Origin of the sequence: Streptomyces rugosispiralis, from assembly GCF_024505145.1 — a bacterium.
Taxonomy (GTDB): domain Bacteria; phylum Actinomycetota; class Actinomycetes; order Streptomycetales; family Streptomycetaceae; genus Streptomyces; species Streptomyces rugosispiralis.
The window spans coordinates 1-14,896 of record NZ_JANIAA010000001.1 but is presented as its reverse complement, the minus strand read 5'-3'; the positions used below and the strand labels follow the sequence as shown (position 1 = coordinate 14,896).

At 67.4% G+C, this 14,896-nt stretch carries 12 protein-coding genes and 1 pseudogene; 8 read left to right on the top strand and 5 right to left on the bottom strand.

Annotated features, from left to right (window positions below):
* Positions 1–31: 31 nt before the first annotated feature.
* From NP777_RS00065 to NP777_RS00055, 3 genes are read right to left on the bottom strand one after another with little or no spacing between them, the layout of a single operon-like run.
* Positions 32–868 (bottom strand): carbohydrate ABC transporter permease, encoded by an 837-nt coding sequence (locus NP777_RS00065; RefSeq protein ID WP_256647887.1) that lies wholly within the window; start codon positions 866–868, stop codon positions 32–34.
* Complete coding sequence (locus NP777_RS00060) at positions 865–1,752, bottom strand: carbohydrate ABC transporter permease (protein ID WP_256647886.1); 888 nt, start codon at positions 1,750–1,752, stop codon at positions 865–867. Before NP777_RS00060 ends, NP777_RS00065 begins: the two co-directional genes overlap by 4 nt.
* Positions 1,749–3,092, bottom strand: coding sequence for an ABC transporter substrate-binding protein (locus tag NP777_RS00055; RefSeq protein WP_256647885.1), 1,344 nt, complete (start codon positions 3,090–3,092; stop codon positions 1,749–1,751). The genes NP777_RS00060 and NP777_RS00055 overlap by 4 nt, the downstream gene beginning before the upstream one ends.
* A gap of 982 nt (positions 3,093–4,074) precedes the next feature.
* On the opposite strand from NP777_RS00055, the gene NP777_RS00050 reads away from it, so the two are divergent.
* The 4 genes from NP777_RS00050 (at position 4,075) to NP777_RS00035 (ending at position 9,748) form a co-directional block, all read left to right on the top strand.
* The gene (locus NP777_RS00050) at positions 4,075–5,403 is read left to right on the top strand and encodes an LLM class flavin-dependent oxidoreductase (RefSeq protein WP_256647884.1); all 1,329 of its coding nucleotides are present in this window, start codon (positions 4,075–4,077) and stop codon (positions 5,401–5,403) included.
* Between the two features lie 590 nt (positions 5,404–5,993).
* Entirely contained in the window at positions 5,994–6,827 is an 834-nt protein-coding gene (locus NP777_RS00045) for a PIG-L family deacetylase (protein ID WP_256647883.1), read from the top strand.
* 217 nt (positions 6,828–7,044) lie between these two features.
* Positions 7,045–7,764: an HAD family hydrolase gene (locus NP777_RS00040; protein ID WP_256647882.1), complete on the top strand. Its 720-nt coding sequence runs from the start codon at positions 7,045–7,047 to the stop codon at positions 7,762–7,764.
* A gap of 613 nt (positions 7,765–8,377) precedes the next feature.
* Positions 8,378–9,748, top strand: coding sequence for a lactonase family protein (locus NP777_RS00035; RefSeq protein WP_256647881.1), 1,371 nt, complete (start codon positions 8,378–8,380; stop codon positions 9,746–9,748).
* A gap of 119 nt (positions 9,749–9,867) precedes the next feature.
* Here NP777_RS00035 and NP777_RS00030 read toward each other — a convergent pair whose 3' ends face one another.
* On the bottom strand, positions 9,868–10,428 hold the full coding sequence (locus NP777_RS00030; RefSeq protein ID WP_256647880.1) for a TetR/AcrR family transcriptional regulator: 561 nt from the start codon (positions 10,426–10,428) through the stop codon (positions 9,868–9,870).
* A 96-nt stretch (positions 10,429–10,524) separates the two neighbouring features.
* Here NP777_RS00030 and NP777_RS00025 point away from each other — a divergent pair, with 96 nt between their 5' ends.
* The 3 genes and pseudogenes from NP777_RS00025 (at position 10,525) to NP777_RS00015 (ending at position 12,866) form a co-directional block, all read left to right on the top strand.
* Entirely contained in the window at positions 10,525–11,700 is a 1,176-nt protein-coding gene (locus NP777_RS00025; protein WP_256647879.1) for an MFS transporter, read from the top strand.
* Positions 11,701–11,829: 129 nt separating this feature from the next.
* A pseudogene (locus NP777_RS00020) lies at positions 11,830–12,030 on the top strand (IS5/IS1182 family transposase); the annotation flags it as partial.
* Between the two features lie 239 nt (positions 12,031–12,269).
* Positions 12,270–12,866: a TetR/AcrR family transcriptional regulator gene (locus NP777_RS00015; protein WP_256648604.1), complete on the top strand. Its 597-nt coding sequence runs from the start codon at positions 12,270–12,272 to the stop codon at positions 12,864–12,866.
* Between the two features lie 184 nt (positions 12,867–13,050).
* Here NP777_RS00015 and NP777_RS00010 read toward each other — a convergent pair whose 3' ends face one another.
* A complete protein-coding gene (locus tag NP777_RS00010) occupies positions 13,051–13,782 on the bottom strand; it encodes a type I glyceraldehyde-3-phosphate dehydrogenase (protein WP_256647878.1) in 732 nt (243 codons plus the stop codon).
* A gap of 560 nt (positions 13,783–14,342) precedes the next feature.
* Here NP777_RS00010 and NP777_RS00005 point away from each other — a divergent pair.
* The gene (locus NP777_RS00005) at positions 14,343–14,882 is read left to right on the top strand and encodes a DUF488 domain-containing protein (protein WP_256647877.1); all 540 of its coding nucleotides are present in this window, start codon (positions 14,343–14,345) and stop codon (positions 14,880–14,882) included.
* Positions 14,883–14,896: the final 14 nt, after the last annotated feature.

Sequence of the window (14,896 nt, the reverse complement as noted above, 5' to 3'; positions counted from 1 at the left end):
GTCGCGTTCCGGAATGGTCTGCTCCTTGAGATTATCGAATACCGCTGGTGGCGGACGAGGCGATGAGCCGGCGCTGGGTGAACAGCAGCAGGATCGCCGGAATGACGACGAGGACGAGGACCTCGGCGAACGCCTGCTGCGTATTGGACGAAAGAGGCCCGAAGTTCGACGCGATCGCCACGCTCGCCGTGGCGTTGTCGTTGTCGGAGATGATCAGGAGCGGCCACAGGTAGGAGTCCCACTGTGATACGAAGAGGATCATTCCGGAACCGATCAGCGCCGGGCGGCACAGGGGGAGATAAAGGTGCCAGAACCGGCGCAGATGTCCGGCGCCGTCCATGTACTGCGCCTCGGCCAGCTCCAGTGGAACACTCAGGAAGGCCTGGCGCAGGTTGAACACCGCCAGCCCGTTGCCGAGCGCCGGCAGGATCAGCGCGGGCAGCCCGTTGGCGAGGCCGAGGTCGGAGAAGACCGACACCAGCGGGACCGCCAGCGTTTCGAACGGCAGCAAGAAGCTGCCGACCACCACCGCGAACAGCACCTTGGAAAGCCGGGTCCGCACCGCGACGAACCCGTACGCGGCGAGGGACGACACGACCAGCCCGCCCACGACGGTGCTGACCGCCGCCGCGAGTGAGATGCCGACGGCGCGCAGGTAGCCATCCTCGATCGCCGACCGGAATCCGTCCAGCGAGAAGGACCGGGGGATCAGGGTGCCGAGGACCGACGTGCTGCTGAGCGCTTCCGTCGGGTCCCGGAACGCCGCGACGACCAGCCACCAGATCGGGATGAGGAAGACGAACCCGCTGAGCGCGCCGAGCGCGGTCAGGCCGAGCCGCCGTACCCGTGTCTGCGCCCCGGCCGTCATTCCCGCTCCCCGAGTAGGGCGAACTGCACGGCGACCGTGGTGCCGAGCAGCACCAGCAGCACCACCATCTGGGCCATGGCCTGCTGCTGGTTGGAGTAGACCGTCGCGGTGCGGACGGTGTCGAACATCAGGGTCGATGTCGCTTCCGAGGGGCCGCCGTTGGTGAGCACCTGGATCGGCGCGTAGATCTGGAACACCCAGACCGTGTTGGCGACCAGGACGAAGAGCAGCGGCCGGCGCAGCAGCGGAAGAACCACGGAGCGGAACTCCCGCCAGGGTGTCGCTCCGTCCACCCGCGCGGCGTCGAGAATCTCACGCGGGATGTCCAGCAGGCCGGCGATGAGGAAGACCATCCAGTAGCCGACACCGCCCCAGGCGGTGATCAACGCGATCGTCGGCAGGGCCTGCGCCGCGGAGCTGTAGAAGCCCTGAGCGGGCAGACCGATCGCCTCCAGGGTCTTGTTGACCACCCCGGTGGGCTTCAGCGCCACCCCCCACATGACCGTCAGCCCCAGGCTGGGGATGGCGCTGGGCAGGAACGCCACGGTGCGCCACAGCCCCCGCATGGGCATCGTGCGGGTGTAGAGCCAGGCCAGGTAGAGCGAGCCCACCACGATGACGGGACTCACCAGGACGACGAACCACACCGTCACGCCGAGCACGTGCCAGAACGCGGCGCTGGTGAACAGCTGCCGGAAGTTGGCCCACCCCACGAAGGACCACGAGTCGCCGTCGAACGGATCGACCTTCTCGAACGACGCGAACAGCGAGAGGCCCTCGGGAGCGAGCCTGGTGAGGATCAGCACGGCCAGGGCTGGACCGGTGAAAGCCAGCAGTACTCCGGTCCGGGCCCCGCGCCGGATCTGGTGGGTGCGACCGCTCACCTGTACTTCTCCAGGGTCGCGTCCGCCCTCGACTGCGCCGACTCAAGGGCCTTGGCGACGTTCTCACCGTTGCTGATGGACAGCAGCGCCGAGGTCAGCGCCGAATTCAACTCGTTCCAGCCGACGGTGGACACCCGCTTCTTGGCGATGCCGTGGAACAGCTGGTAGTTCACGATCTTCTGGGCGTCGGCCGCGCGCGGGTCCTGGAACGCCTCCTGCCGCCAGTACAGCTTCTTGCCCTCGTTGTTGGCCGGCGGCGAGCTGGTGTCGGCGTTGTAGGCGGCCGCTCCGGACCCCTTGAACACCATCGCCTTGATGAACGTCAGGGCCGCGTCCTGGTTCTTCGACCCCTTGTAGAGGCCCAGGGCCACGCCGCCGGCGTTCGAGACGGCCTTGCCCGCGGCGAACCGGGGCATCGGTGCGATCCCGTAGTCCAGGTTCTTGTTCTTGTTCAGCTCGGCGATGTCCCAGTCGCCGCCGACGTGGAACGCGGACTTCCCCGAGGCGAACAGGCTCGTGTAGACGCTGTTGGCATCACCCTGGGGGCTGACCTTGTCCTTGTAGAGGCCGGCGTACCAGCTGAACGTCTTCACCGCCGCCTTGCTGTCCAGGTTCGGGGTCAGGTTGTGCGAGCCCTCGGCTCCGTACCCGCCACCGAGTCCCTGGGAAAGGAACCACTGGTAGTACCAGCTGGCGATGCGCTCCCAGGTGATGCCGTACTCCGCGCCGGACTTCTGCGCCTTCTTCGCGTCCGCGGTGATCTGCTCCCATGTCGCGGGCTTCGAAGGGTCGGACGACGGCAGCGAGGCACCCGCCCTTTTGAGGAGTTTCTTGTTGTAGAAGAGGAATGAACTGTCCGACTGCTCCGGCGCGTTGTAGAGCTTTCCGTCGACCGTCGAAGCGGCGAGCGAAGCATCATCCAGCGCGCCGAATTCACTCTTGAAGACCGGGGTGATGTCGCGCAGGTAGCCGGCCGCCACGTAACGGGCCGTCAAGTGCTGATCGACGGTGATGACATCAATATTGCCGGACTTCAGACGAGAAGGCAGCACGGTCTCGAAGTCGGCGAACGGAACCGACTCGTACTTGATCTTGATGTTGGGGTATTCGGCCTCGAACTTCTTGATGGTCGAGCCTACCTGCACATTGGTATTGGCCGCGTCCAGCCAGGTCACCGTTACCTTATGGTCCGGATTCACCAACTTGGAATACGGCGGCAGCGCGGAGTCGGACGAGGAGCCCTTGGACTCACTTGAGCAGCCGGCCACGGATGCGATCACGCCCGTGACGACAACCATTGCCGTCGCTCGGGAAAAACTTCTCGACAGCCGATTTGACATCAAGCCTCCCAGAGATAGCGGATGTTAAATCCGGACCGGATCTTGGACGCCGATCAGGCCGGTAACATGAGCGGTTTCACCATCTGGAATGCCTGACAGCCGGCCGTCGGTCACTCTTGGGAAACGCGAGGTGTAGCGGTAATGACACGGAAAAACGCGGCGCAAATTCCGCGCCCATGGCCGACTTGTGCCCACGGCCGGCATACGGGTGAGGATTTCCCGGCCAATGAGCAGGCGAAAGTCCGATGCTAGCGACAGAGCGCGCTGTCGAGCCTCTTGAAGTCCACGTGCCAGCGTCGCACCAGTGGAATGTTCTTCATCATGACCATGAAACTAACCCCCCGCAATTAATCACGTCAACGTACGCCGAGTCGGCCGCCACTTTCTTAACAATGGCGCAACAACACACCTCCCGGTACCCATTCGACTCCGGAGCGTCACGAAGTGTGCCGAAATGAACGAAGAAGAGGCCGCCGCACCGCGTGGCACACCGACATGTCCCCGACCCGCCGAGAGCCGTCCACCGGCAAAAGCGGGCCCGGCTCTACGCCAATTCCCGCGGCGGAACCGGTCCGTGACCGGTACGGCGCAGAGTTGCCGGGCGGCATGTTCCGCGCGCGTCCTCGTCGTGTCGTGCGGTCGCCGTCGATGCCGGGACCGCTCTCGACGTCACCGTTCAGGCCGATATATTCTCGAGCCGCTCGCCGACCTGCGCGAGCAGGCGGGCCCGGCCCTCGTCGGGGTCTTCCACGCCCTCGGCCCGCAGCCAGGACCGACGACCGTGTCGCCGCGTCACGCCAGGGTGAGCTGGCCGAGACCGGCGCGGCCCGCGAAGTCGTCGACCACCCCGCGCACGCTTGCGGCCGCCCCCGCCCGGGGCCGCCGCCCCACGCCGTGAGCGGTACCCGCCTCCCGGGCCGGGCGCGAGGCCCTCCGCGTCCTTGCCCTGCCGTACGCCCGACGAATCGCAGAGAGGACCCCCATGTCCCGCACGCTCCACCTCGCCCTGCACCCGTACGGTGTCGGCGGCCCCGCCCAGCACGGTCTGTGGAAGGACCCGCGCATCGCGAAGAACATCAGTACCGACATCCGTTACTACATCCGGCAGGCGCAGGCAGCCGAACACGGCCTCTTCGACGCCCTGTTCACGGCCGACAGCCAGTTCGTCAGCGCCGGCTTCCCGTCGCACTACCTCAACCGGCTGGAGCCGTTGACCATGCTGTCGGCCGTCGCCACCCACACCCGGCACCTCGGCCTGGTCGCCACGGCGAGTTCGACGTACAACTCGCCCTTCAACCTCGCCCGCCGGTTCGCCTCCCTGGACCACATCAGCGGGGGCCGCGCCGGCTGGAACGTCGTCACGGGCGTCGACAGCGGGACCTCCCGCAACTTCGGGCTTGACGAGCACCTCGACTACACCACCCGGTACAGCCGCGCCCTGGAGTGCGTCGAGGTCGCCCGCGGCCTGTGGGACTCCTACGAGGACGGCGCCTTCCCGGCCGACGTGGAGCGCGACATCTTCCTCGACCCGTCCAAGCTGCACCAGCTCAACCACGAGGGCGAGCACTTCAAGGTGGCGGGCCCGCTCAACATCTCGCGCTCCCCGCAGGGTCAGCCGGTCATCTTCCAGGCCGGAGTGTCCGAGGAGGGCCGCGACCTGGCCGCCCGGGTCGCCGAGGGCATCTACGCGCCGGGCGACACCTCGCTGGAGCAGGCCCAGGAGTACTACGCGGACGTCAAGAGGCGGGCCGCGTCCTACGGCCGCGATCCCGAGCACATCAAGATCTTCGTCCATGGCGATCCCGTCGTCGCCGCCACCGACGAAGCCGCCCTGCGCCGCGAGCGGGAGATCTTCGAGGAGGACCACGACTTCGACCGCAGCCTCGCCCTCCTGGGCCGCTCCTTCGGTGCCTACGACTTCAGCACGCACGACCTGGACGCCCCGTTCCCGGACGTCGCCCACCTCGCCGAGAAGGGCGGCCGCACCGGTGCCGTCAAGCTCATCGCCCGCGCCAAGGCCCAGAATCTGACCCTGCGTCAGGTTGTGGAAACCGTCTCGGAGCTCCGCCGTTCGCCGTTCGTCGGCGCGCCGCAGACGGTGGCCGACGCCATCGAGCGGTGGTTCGACGCCAAGGCCTTCGACGGGATCGTCCTCGCCTTCCGGGTCGAGGACGAGCTCAACCTGTTCGTGGACGGCGTCGTCCCGATCCTGCAGAAGCGAGGCCTGTTCCGCACCGAATACACGGCGGACACCCTGCGCGGCAACCTAGGCCTGCCCGTCCCCGCCAACCGCTGGACCACGGGTACCTGAGTCAAGCGGGCCCCCGGGTGAACCTCCCGTTCGGTGGAGGAGGTCGGCTCGTGCGGGTCACCGGAGGACTGGCCCACCCCGCCGCCCTCGGCCACCACGGTCCCCGTCCACCGCCCGCGCCCGCACCGGCCCGACGAGCCCACGGCCTCCGCACCCGCACGAGTACACCCTTCCTCCCGTCGCATCGACCCCGCCACGGTCAGATCGAGAGCCGCATCGACCCCGCCACGGTCACAGCGAGAATGGAGTGTGTGCCCATGGACGGCACCGTCGTAGGGGTCGTGCTGGCGGCCGCGCTGGTCTTGCTCGTGCCGCGCCGCGGGATGCGAGTGGTCAACCAGGTCGAGCCGGACGACCTGCTGACCGACCGGAGCGGCCGCACGAGGGGCTCGTTCTCACGCCGACGTCTGGGAAGACCAAGCGGCCGCGCCGGGAACAGTCGGCCAGGCCGGCACCGTTGCATCAACCGAGGGACCGGCGTCGTGCGGGTGGGAACAAGGTCATCCGCCCCGACAGGATCCGGGCCCCGGGATCGCGGAACGCCCGCCGCGCACTCGGCCCAAGACGTATTTCTGCAGGAGGACTGTTTCATGACTGACCGGCCCTTGACGCTCATGGCAGTGCATGCCCACCCCGACGACGAGGCCACCGGAACCGGAGGGGTCCTCGCGCGGTACGCGGCGGAAGGCATCCGCACGGTTCTCGTGACGTGTACCGACGGCGCTTGCGGTGACGGACCGGGGGGTGTCAAGCCGGGCGACCCCGGGCACGACCCGGCGGCCGTCGCCTTGATGCGCCGCCAAGAACTCGAGGCGAGCTGTGACGTCCTGAAGGTCAGCGATCTGGAGATGCTGGACTATGCCGACTCCGGGATGATCGGCTGGCCGAGCAACGACGCCCCCGGATCCTTCTGGCGGACCCCCGTGGAGGAAGGCGCCGCCCGACTCGCGGAACTCATGCGGCACTACCGACCCGATGTGGTCGTCACCTACGACGAGAACGGTTTTTACGGCCACCCCGACCACATCCAGGCCCACCGCATCACGATGGCGGCGCTGGAGATGACCACCCTGACACCGAAGGTGTACTGGACGACGATGCCCCACTCGATGATGCGGCGGTTCGGGGAGACCATGCGCGAGTTCCATGAGGACATGCCGGAACCCGATCCTGCCGAGGCCGCCGCGATGGCCGAGATCGGCCTCCCCGACGATGAGGTCACCACGTGGGTGGACACCATCGCATTCAGCGGTCAGAAGTTCGACGCGCTGGCCGCGCACGCCAGTCAGGGCGAGAACATCTTCTTCCTCAAGATGGGCAAGGAGAGGTTCGGCGAGTTGATGGGCATGGAGACCTTCGTACGTGTCCAGGACGCCACCGGCGCGACCGTACCCGAGAACGACCTCTTCGCCGGACTGCGCTGACCCGGCCGTCCGACCAGGACCTGGGAAAGCTCATCGGCACGACATGGTGGGGGGTATACGGCACGGCAGCCTCATCGCTGCTCCGGCTGCCGCCAGACTCCGCGGAACTTCATGATGGACCTTGCCGGTCAGGCGCCGCTGGGCGGTATCCCAGCGGCGCCTCTCAGGTGCATCAGTGACCCACTCAAGATCACCGACACAAGAGGATGGTGCACCAGTGAGCGAACCTGGCGAAGGAGGAGTCCATGGGGTCCTCTTCGACTTCGCGGGGACACTGTTCGATGACACGGGCGTGCTCACGGCGCCGCGGCTGGTGGCGAAGGCCGGCGACCGCGGCATCACGCTTGACGAGCAGGTCGCGGCGACGCTGATCCGACGCACCTTGGCGTACGTGGACGCGCCGGAGCGCAGCGCGGCGAAAGAAGGATGCGACCTGTCACCCGAGGCACACCGGCGGATCTGGACCGGGCTGATCGCCGACGCCGGACCGTTCGAGCCACCGCTGGTGGAGGCGCTCTACGACTGCCTGACCGACAACGACGCCTGGCTCCCGTATCCCGACACGCTTCCGGTACTCGAGGCGCTCAGTGCCGCAGGCGTGCGCACGGGCGTGCTGAGTAACATCGGCTGGGATATCCGGCCGGCCTTCAAGCGCACCGGTGTGCTGGATCAGCTCAACGCGGTGGTGCTGTCCTGCGAGGTCGGGCTGGCGAAGCCCGACCCTGCCATCTTCGGCGTCGCCTGCGAGCGTCTGAGCCTTTCGGCCGGACGGGTGCTGTTCGTTGGCGACGATCCCGTCAAGGACGGCGCGGCGGCGTGCGCGGGGTTGCCGGTGTACCTGCTGCCGAGCGAGCGTGACGTGCGCGTGCCCCGGGGGCTGACGGCAGTCCTGCGGCTGGCCGGCGCGGAGAACGGCCGCGAGGCGCCCGCGCGGTGACATGCCTCGGCGCAGGATGCGCCACAACGCCGGATCCCGGGAGGAGACCGGCCGCATTCCGGCCGGCCCTTTTAGCATCTTCAGCATGCGGCCCGACGTTCGCCCAGGTCCCTACGCTCTGCTGATCAACGGCACTGTGGGCGTCGTTGATGTCCACCGGGCCGGCCCGGCCGACCTGGCTGCCGCGATTCACTCCAAGCTCTGGGCATCACCTGCGCCCCGGACACACTCTGGGAACTTGATCAAGTCCCGCAACGAGCGCGGACAAAGGATCACATGACTTGGCAGCAGCCCCGGATGTGACGAGCCGCAGGCTGTGTGGTTGCAGGCGCACACCTCTGGTACTGTCATCGAAACGAAAAGGTTTCCTTTCGATAGCCCATGGAGGGTCACTCACGACTCTCGCCAGCGCCCGCGCCGGCCCGAGGGCGAGCCCGAGACCGTCGAGGCAGTCGAGCGCCTGGTCCGGTAGCGCGCAAAGCTCATGGACCACGTCCGGCCTCCCCGCCTGTCTGTGAAACCGGCGGTTCAGGCAGAGAAAAGGAGATGACGAAATGCGCGAAACGGCACACCAGGGTGCGCCTTGTGGTGGGGTTCGGACGGAGGTCGCGGCATGAGTGATCCGATGTCGCGACGCCGCTTCGTTCAGGGCTCCGGGGTCGCCCTGGGGACTGCCTGCATCGCCTCCTCTACCGCCTCTGCCTCCTCCGCTCCCTCTGCGAGCGCGGCCGACCGCAGTCTTTATGCCTATGTCGGCTTCGGAACCGAAGGATGGAACGGGGGATCTATCGGCGGCGGCATCAAGGCATTTCGCGTCAACATGGCCGACGGATCGCTGGATGAGGTAGGCGCGACCGGGCCGGAATTCGCGAATATGAACTGCGACGGTATCTGCACTTCGTCCGATGGGCGCTTCGTTTACGGCACTAATCGCACGACAGCGCAGGACGGCATTCCCGGTTACGGCGGTGGTCTCTACGCCTTCGCCATCAGCTCCACAAATGGATCGCTACAGCACGTCAAGACCGTGCATTCCATGGGTTCCAATCCGTCCGGCGTTATGGTCGACAGTGCGACCGGCAGGCTGATCGCGAGCAATCGCGGGGCGATCAGCAGGGTCACGCTGCTCGTGAAAAAGCGTGGCGAGTGGACCATCGAGCGGCCTACGGACGATGCCACCGTCGCACTGTTCCCCCTTGGCGCGGACGGGTCGATTGGCCAGCCCTTGGACGTTGCCGTCTTCACCGAAGGGATGGCGCCTGGGAGCGCGGAGCTGCGACCCGAGGATCTGGGGGCAGACTCCATGGTCCAAAACGGCCCAGCGTGTCACGGCATCGCGCTCGACAGCACAGAACGTTGGATCATCGCGACGGACAACGGCTACGACCACATCTATGTCTACCCACACAGTCCCAGCTCTCGCCGGCTGTCAGGGAAGGCGTACCCGGTAGCGGCGGGAACGGGGCCGAGGCACATTGCGGCACACCCGAAAGCTCCGTTCTTCTTCGTCACCAACGAATGGTCCCCATCCATCTCCGCCTTTCAACTGAATGAAAAAACCGGCGCCGTTCGGCACATTCAAACGATCGGCGTCTCGGCCGACAATCTGTCGCCGGACAAGCCCGAAGGCAGCGTCTTCAAGTACGATGGGCCTTCGCCGGCGGACGTACGCGTGCACCCGAACGGCCGATTCGTCTACGCCTCCACACGCCGGACGAAGAGCTCCAAGGGTGGGAACGACACAATCTCGGTCTATGCGTTCAACCAGGGTACGGGTCGTCTGAAATTTGTCGAAGAAGTCGAGACGGGAGGGAAGATGCAGCGCGAGTTCAATATCGATCCCTCTGGCAAGTTCCTCTTCGCCTGCAACATGGACTCGAACAACGTGACCACGTTCGGACTGGACAGCAAGACTGGCAAGATGAGTCACGTCGCGACGACCGCGGTGCCCCGCGCAGCGGTAATCAGTTTCGCGTCGCTTTGACCCGCCAGGCGGCGACTCTGGTCAGCCCGCGTAGACACTCGCGGCCATGGCCCGGCCCTCACCAGCTCTCCCCAGAGGGCAACCCAGAGGCAGCCCCAGACTTCTTCAGGGGTAAGTGGCTAGGCCATCGCGAGCACGTCGTGGACCAGTTGGCCCGCGTACTCCCGGTCGACGGACAGGCCGAAGACCACGTGGTGATACATCGGTGCAATCACGTGATCGAGGACCTGCTGCTCGGTCGGCGCCCGCTCCCCGCGCGCCCTTGCCCGGTCCAGCATCACCTTGGCCTGTGTGCGGCGCTGCTCCCAGCACGGGCAGGTGTGCACCTCGTCCCGGGCGGACGTCATGGCGCGCAGGTAACGGGTCCGGCGCGGTTGGGTGATGTCGTCGACCACGATCCGAGCCCACGCCGACAGGTCACCGCGCAGTGACCCGGTGTCCGGCAGTTCGTCGCCGTCCTTGGTGAGCGCGGCGACAGCGACCTCCTCCAGCAGCGTGTCCAGGTCGCCCCAGCGGCGATAGATGCTGGTCGGGTTGACGCCTGCCCGGTTGGCCACCAGTGGGATGGTGATGCGGTCCGCCTTGCCCTCGCCCATGAGCTGGCCGACGGCGGTGTAGACGGCGTCCCGGACCTTCGCGCTGCGCCCGCCCGGCCGCCGGGCTGGTGTGGTGGTCGACATACGACCATTATTGCAGAAGTCTTTGTTTTAAGCTTCGCCCCGTGTATCGTCAACTAAAGCAATGATCTTCGCTTTAATTGATCGTGAGGGCACTCCATGCTGACCGTTCCGGCCACCCGGCGCATCTCGTCCGGGCCGGCCACCGTCCTGCCTGCGGCGACCATGCTGACGTTCCTCGCCGCGTCCAGCGCGCCGACCCCGCTCTACCGCGTCTACCAGGCGCATTGGGCGTTCTCCTCGGGCATGCTGACAGTGATCTTCGGCGTCTACGCGGTGTGCCTGTTGCTCGCGCTGCTGACCGTCGGGTCGCTGTCCGACCACGTGGGACGCCGCCCGGTGATCCTCGGCGCCCTCGCGCTCGACGCGGTTGCCATGCTGGCGTTCAGCACCGCGGACGGCGTTCCGTTGCTGATCGCGGCGCGCATGGTGCAGGGCATCGCGACCGGCGCGGCAACCGGTGCGCTGGCCGCCGCGATCCTGGATGCGGAGCGACCACACGGGCCGATCGTGAACAGCGTTGCCCCGATAGCGGGTCTCGCCGTCGGCGGACTTGGTTCCGCGGCGCTCGTCCAGTTCCTGCCGTGGCCGCGCCAGACCGTGTACCTGGTGCTGCTCGTGGTGTTCGCGATCGAGGCGATCGGCACGATCGTGGTGACCGAGACCTCGCCGATGATGCCTGGCGCACGGCAGGCGATCCGGCCGAATGTCGGCATCCCGGCCGCGGCGCGGTCCGCGTTCGCCGCCATCGCGCTGCTGGACATCGCGGCGTGGGCGTTGGGCGGCTTCTACCTCTCGCTCGGCCCGAGCCTGGTCCGTGTGGTCACCGGCTCCAACTCGATCCTGCTCGGCGGGTTGCTGGTGTTCACGCTGGCCGCGGCGGGTGCGGCGGCGATCTGGCTGCTGCGCGCGGTCGCGGCCGGCCGGGTGATGCGCTTCGGCGCCGCCGCGCTGGCGATCGGGGTCGCGGTAACCATCGCGGCCACCCAGGCCGGGTCCCAGGCGCTGCTGTTCGCGGGCACGCTGATCGCCGGGACTGGCTTCGGCGCGAGCTTTCAGGGCGTTACCCGCACCGTCTTCCCGCTCGCACCGGCCGCCGAACGCGGCAAGCTCGTCGCCGCGTTCTACGTGCTCAGCTACCTCGCGTTCGCCATCCCGGCCGTCGCGGCGGGCGTCATCGCGACCAGCGTCAGCCTGCTGACCACCGCTACCGGCTACGGCGTCGTGCTGATCGCGCTCGCGGTCACGGCGCTGATTCCCCGGCGGCCGCGGTAATGAAGGCGAGTGCCTGCGGCCAGGACACCGCGCACGCGCGGGCGTTCACCTCGATGCCCCGCCGGGCGGCCGCGCCGAAACCGTGCTGCGCGCCGGGACAGACATGCTGGCCAAGGTGGACGTTACTTCGGCACCGTGCGGGTGCCCTTCCGCGGCCAGTGGGACCGCCTCTCGGCAGGTCAACGCGCGGTCAATGCCGCGCACGCCCGCATCCGGGCCCTCGGCGGGCAGGCCATGGCGACCTTGAAGACCTGGCGATTGCTTCGGAAACTCCGCTGCAGCACCACTCGAATCACCAGCCACGTCCAAGCCGCCCTCACCCTCTCCTGACCCGCACAAATTGAGGTTGGCAGGTTCCAGCTCTCGGCGTACCCGCCGAGTGCTCACGCCGGGGCCCGGCGTACGCGACACCGGTCCGCGTAAGAGCGCGCTCGGCGACCGCGAGTTCGAAGTGCTGGTTCCGGCCTGGTCAAGGCGATGCCCTGACCAGGCCGCAGGGCCTTCGAACCCGGTTTGCGATACCAGTCTCACTGCGCGATTATCGAAACGAACTGTTTTCGTTGCGGAAGGTGTGGCCTGTGGAGCGTCGCTCGAGGCTCTCGCCCGAACGCGAAGCTGAGATCTTCGCGACGGTCGAGCGCCTGGTCAGAGAGCTTGGCTACGAGAAGGTCACCATCCAGCAGATCGCAACCGAGGCACACATCAGCACCGCGACCATCTACCGGCGCTGGAACGGCAAGTCGCGACTCGTCGCCGAGTCTGTCCGGCACCGCGAGCCACCCCCGCTCGAAGCCGTCGACACCGGGTCCCTGCGCGGCGATCTCCTCGCCGGGGTCGGCCCGATGGCGTCCACCGCTCCTGACGATCACGCGATCATGGCCGGCATCCACAACGCCGCCAGAACCGACCGCGAACTCGCCGACGCGATCCGTGAGGTCATGACCGTTCCGATGGAACGCGCCATCGAGACCGTCATCGAACGCGCCATCGAACGCGGCGAAATCGCCCCCGACCCGCCCGCACTCCGCTTCATCCATGAGCTGCTCTTGGCGCCCGTCGCCGTGAGCCCCATGATCACCGGTCAGCATCCCGACGAGGAGTACCTGGCCGCCTACGTTGACACCGTCATCCTGCCCGCCCTCGGGACGGTCAGTGCGACCACATAAGCCATCGGGGCCCGGACCGCGCTTGAGGGAAGTGGCGCAGCCCCCCTGCTCGGCGCCCGGTGCCAGAGGTGCGTCGGACGCACGGGACGACACACGCCGACGGAACACAGAATCCAGGTTCCCTCAGCCCGCTTGCCCCCGCAAACTGCGGGCGGTGCCGCACCATGTTGATGTGATCACCCACCTACGTCCTCGGACCATGGTGAGCTTTCACCCCATCGCGATCAGCTCGATCAGAGCATCGCCGGTGCTTTGAGCCCGGGCGGTGGATGCCGAGAACGGAGAGGGCCTCGCGGACCATCTGGTGAGTGAAGCCCCACTCGTTGTCATACCAGCTCATGATCTTGACCAGGGTACCGTCCACGACCCGGGTCATCGCGGCGTCGACGATCGAGGCCCGGGAGTCGCCGATGATGTCACTGGAGACGATCGCCTCTTCGGACAGGCCGAGGACGCCTCGATAGCGCTCAGTGACGGCCTCCTCACGGAAAATGCCGTTCACCTCCTCGAGGGATGTCGGGCGCGTGGTGACAAGCACGATGTCGGCGATCGATCCGATCGGGATCGGGACCCTCAGTGCCACGCCGTCGAAGCGACCTGTCAGGCCCGGGAGTGCCTTGGTCGTCGCGAGCGCGGCGCCGGTGGAGGCGGGGAGCATATTGGCGGCACCCGCCCGACCGCGCCGGAAGTCCTTGCCGGGCCCGTCGATGAGCTGCTGGCTGGCGGTGTACGCGTGAACTGTGGTCATGATCGCCCGCTCCACACCGATCCGGCGGTCCATCACCTCCACCACCGGAGTGTTGCAGTTCGTCGTGCAACTCGCGCAGGAGATCACCTGCTGCCCGCCGGGGGCAGGGTTCACCCCGTGCACCACGGTGGCCACCGTCTCGGTGCGGGCCGGTGCGGAGAGGATCACGAACCGCGCCCCCGCGGTGAGATGCCGGCGCAACTCCTCCTCACGGCGGAAGACGCCCGTGCACTCCAGCACGAGGTCGACTCCGAGATCGCGCCACGGCAGTTCGGAGCGCCGTCCGGCGCGGCCGGCCCGGATGACCGCCACGGGTAACCGTGCCGCATAAGGCCGAGCTCACAGAGGTCAGCCGCGTTTGCGGGCTGGGTGGGGCCGGGTGAGACTGACCGTGGCCGCGCGCTTTCGACGTACCCGGCCGCCCGCCCGGGCCCCGGTCGGCTTGTCCGGAACTGAGCGGCGGTCGGTTGTGCGGCGCGTGATGAAGGAGTCCCGATGAGCCGCGACGTCCTTGGCAACATCCGGCTTCGTAACCCGTCGGCTCCCGGCACCGAGGGCGGCGTCACCCGGTGCCTGCCAGACCGTGAGCAGACCACCACTATGAAGCGGCGGTGCGTCACGCGGCCGGCGGCATCCCGCTGCTGGTCACCGGCAGAGAGAACATGCGCTGCTCACAAGTACCATGCCCTGCTGCCGGCCTTACGCCCCGCCGCGGTGAGGGCCAGCACATGGCCGCGCCTCTCCTGACATTCGGGCACAGTACCGCGGACCGTGAGCGGTTGATCGCACTCCTGCGCGGCGCCGGCGTCCTGGCGGTCGTCGACGTGCGCACCGCTCCAGGCAGTCGGCGTAACCCGGACGTGGGCAGGGAGCTGCTCCAGGAGTGGATGCCGGAACAAGGAATCGCGTATCGGTGGGAGAAGCGGCTCGGCGGCTTCCGCAAGGCCGCGCCGGACTCCCCGGATGTCTTCTGGGAGAACGCCTCCTTCCGCGGATACGCCGGATACACGAGAGATGCTGATTTCCTCGCCGCCATGGACGAGTTGCTCGAGCAGGTCGCAACGACGCGCACCGCGGTCATGTGCAGCGAGGCCGTGTGGTGGCGCTGTCACCGGCGGATCATCGCGGACTTCGCCGTACTCGCACGGCGAATCCCGGTACTGCACCTCATGTACGACGGGCGGGTCAGCGAACACACACCGACGGCCGGGGCCCGCCTGCGCAACGACGGCCTCCTGGTCTACGACCGCGAACCACGAGGGTCCTGATGGTCTCGGTCCCT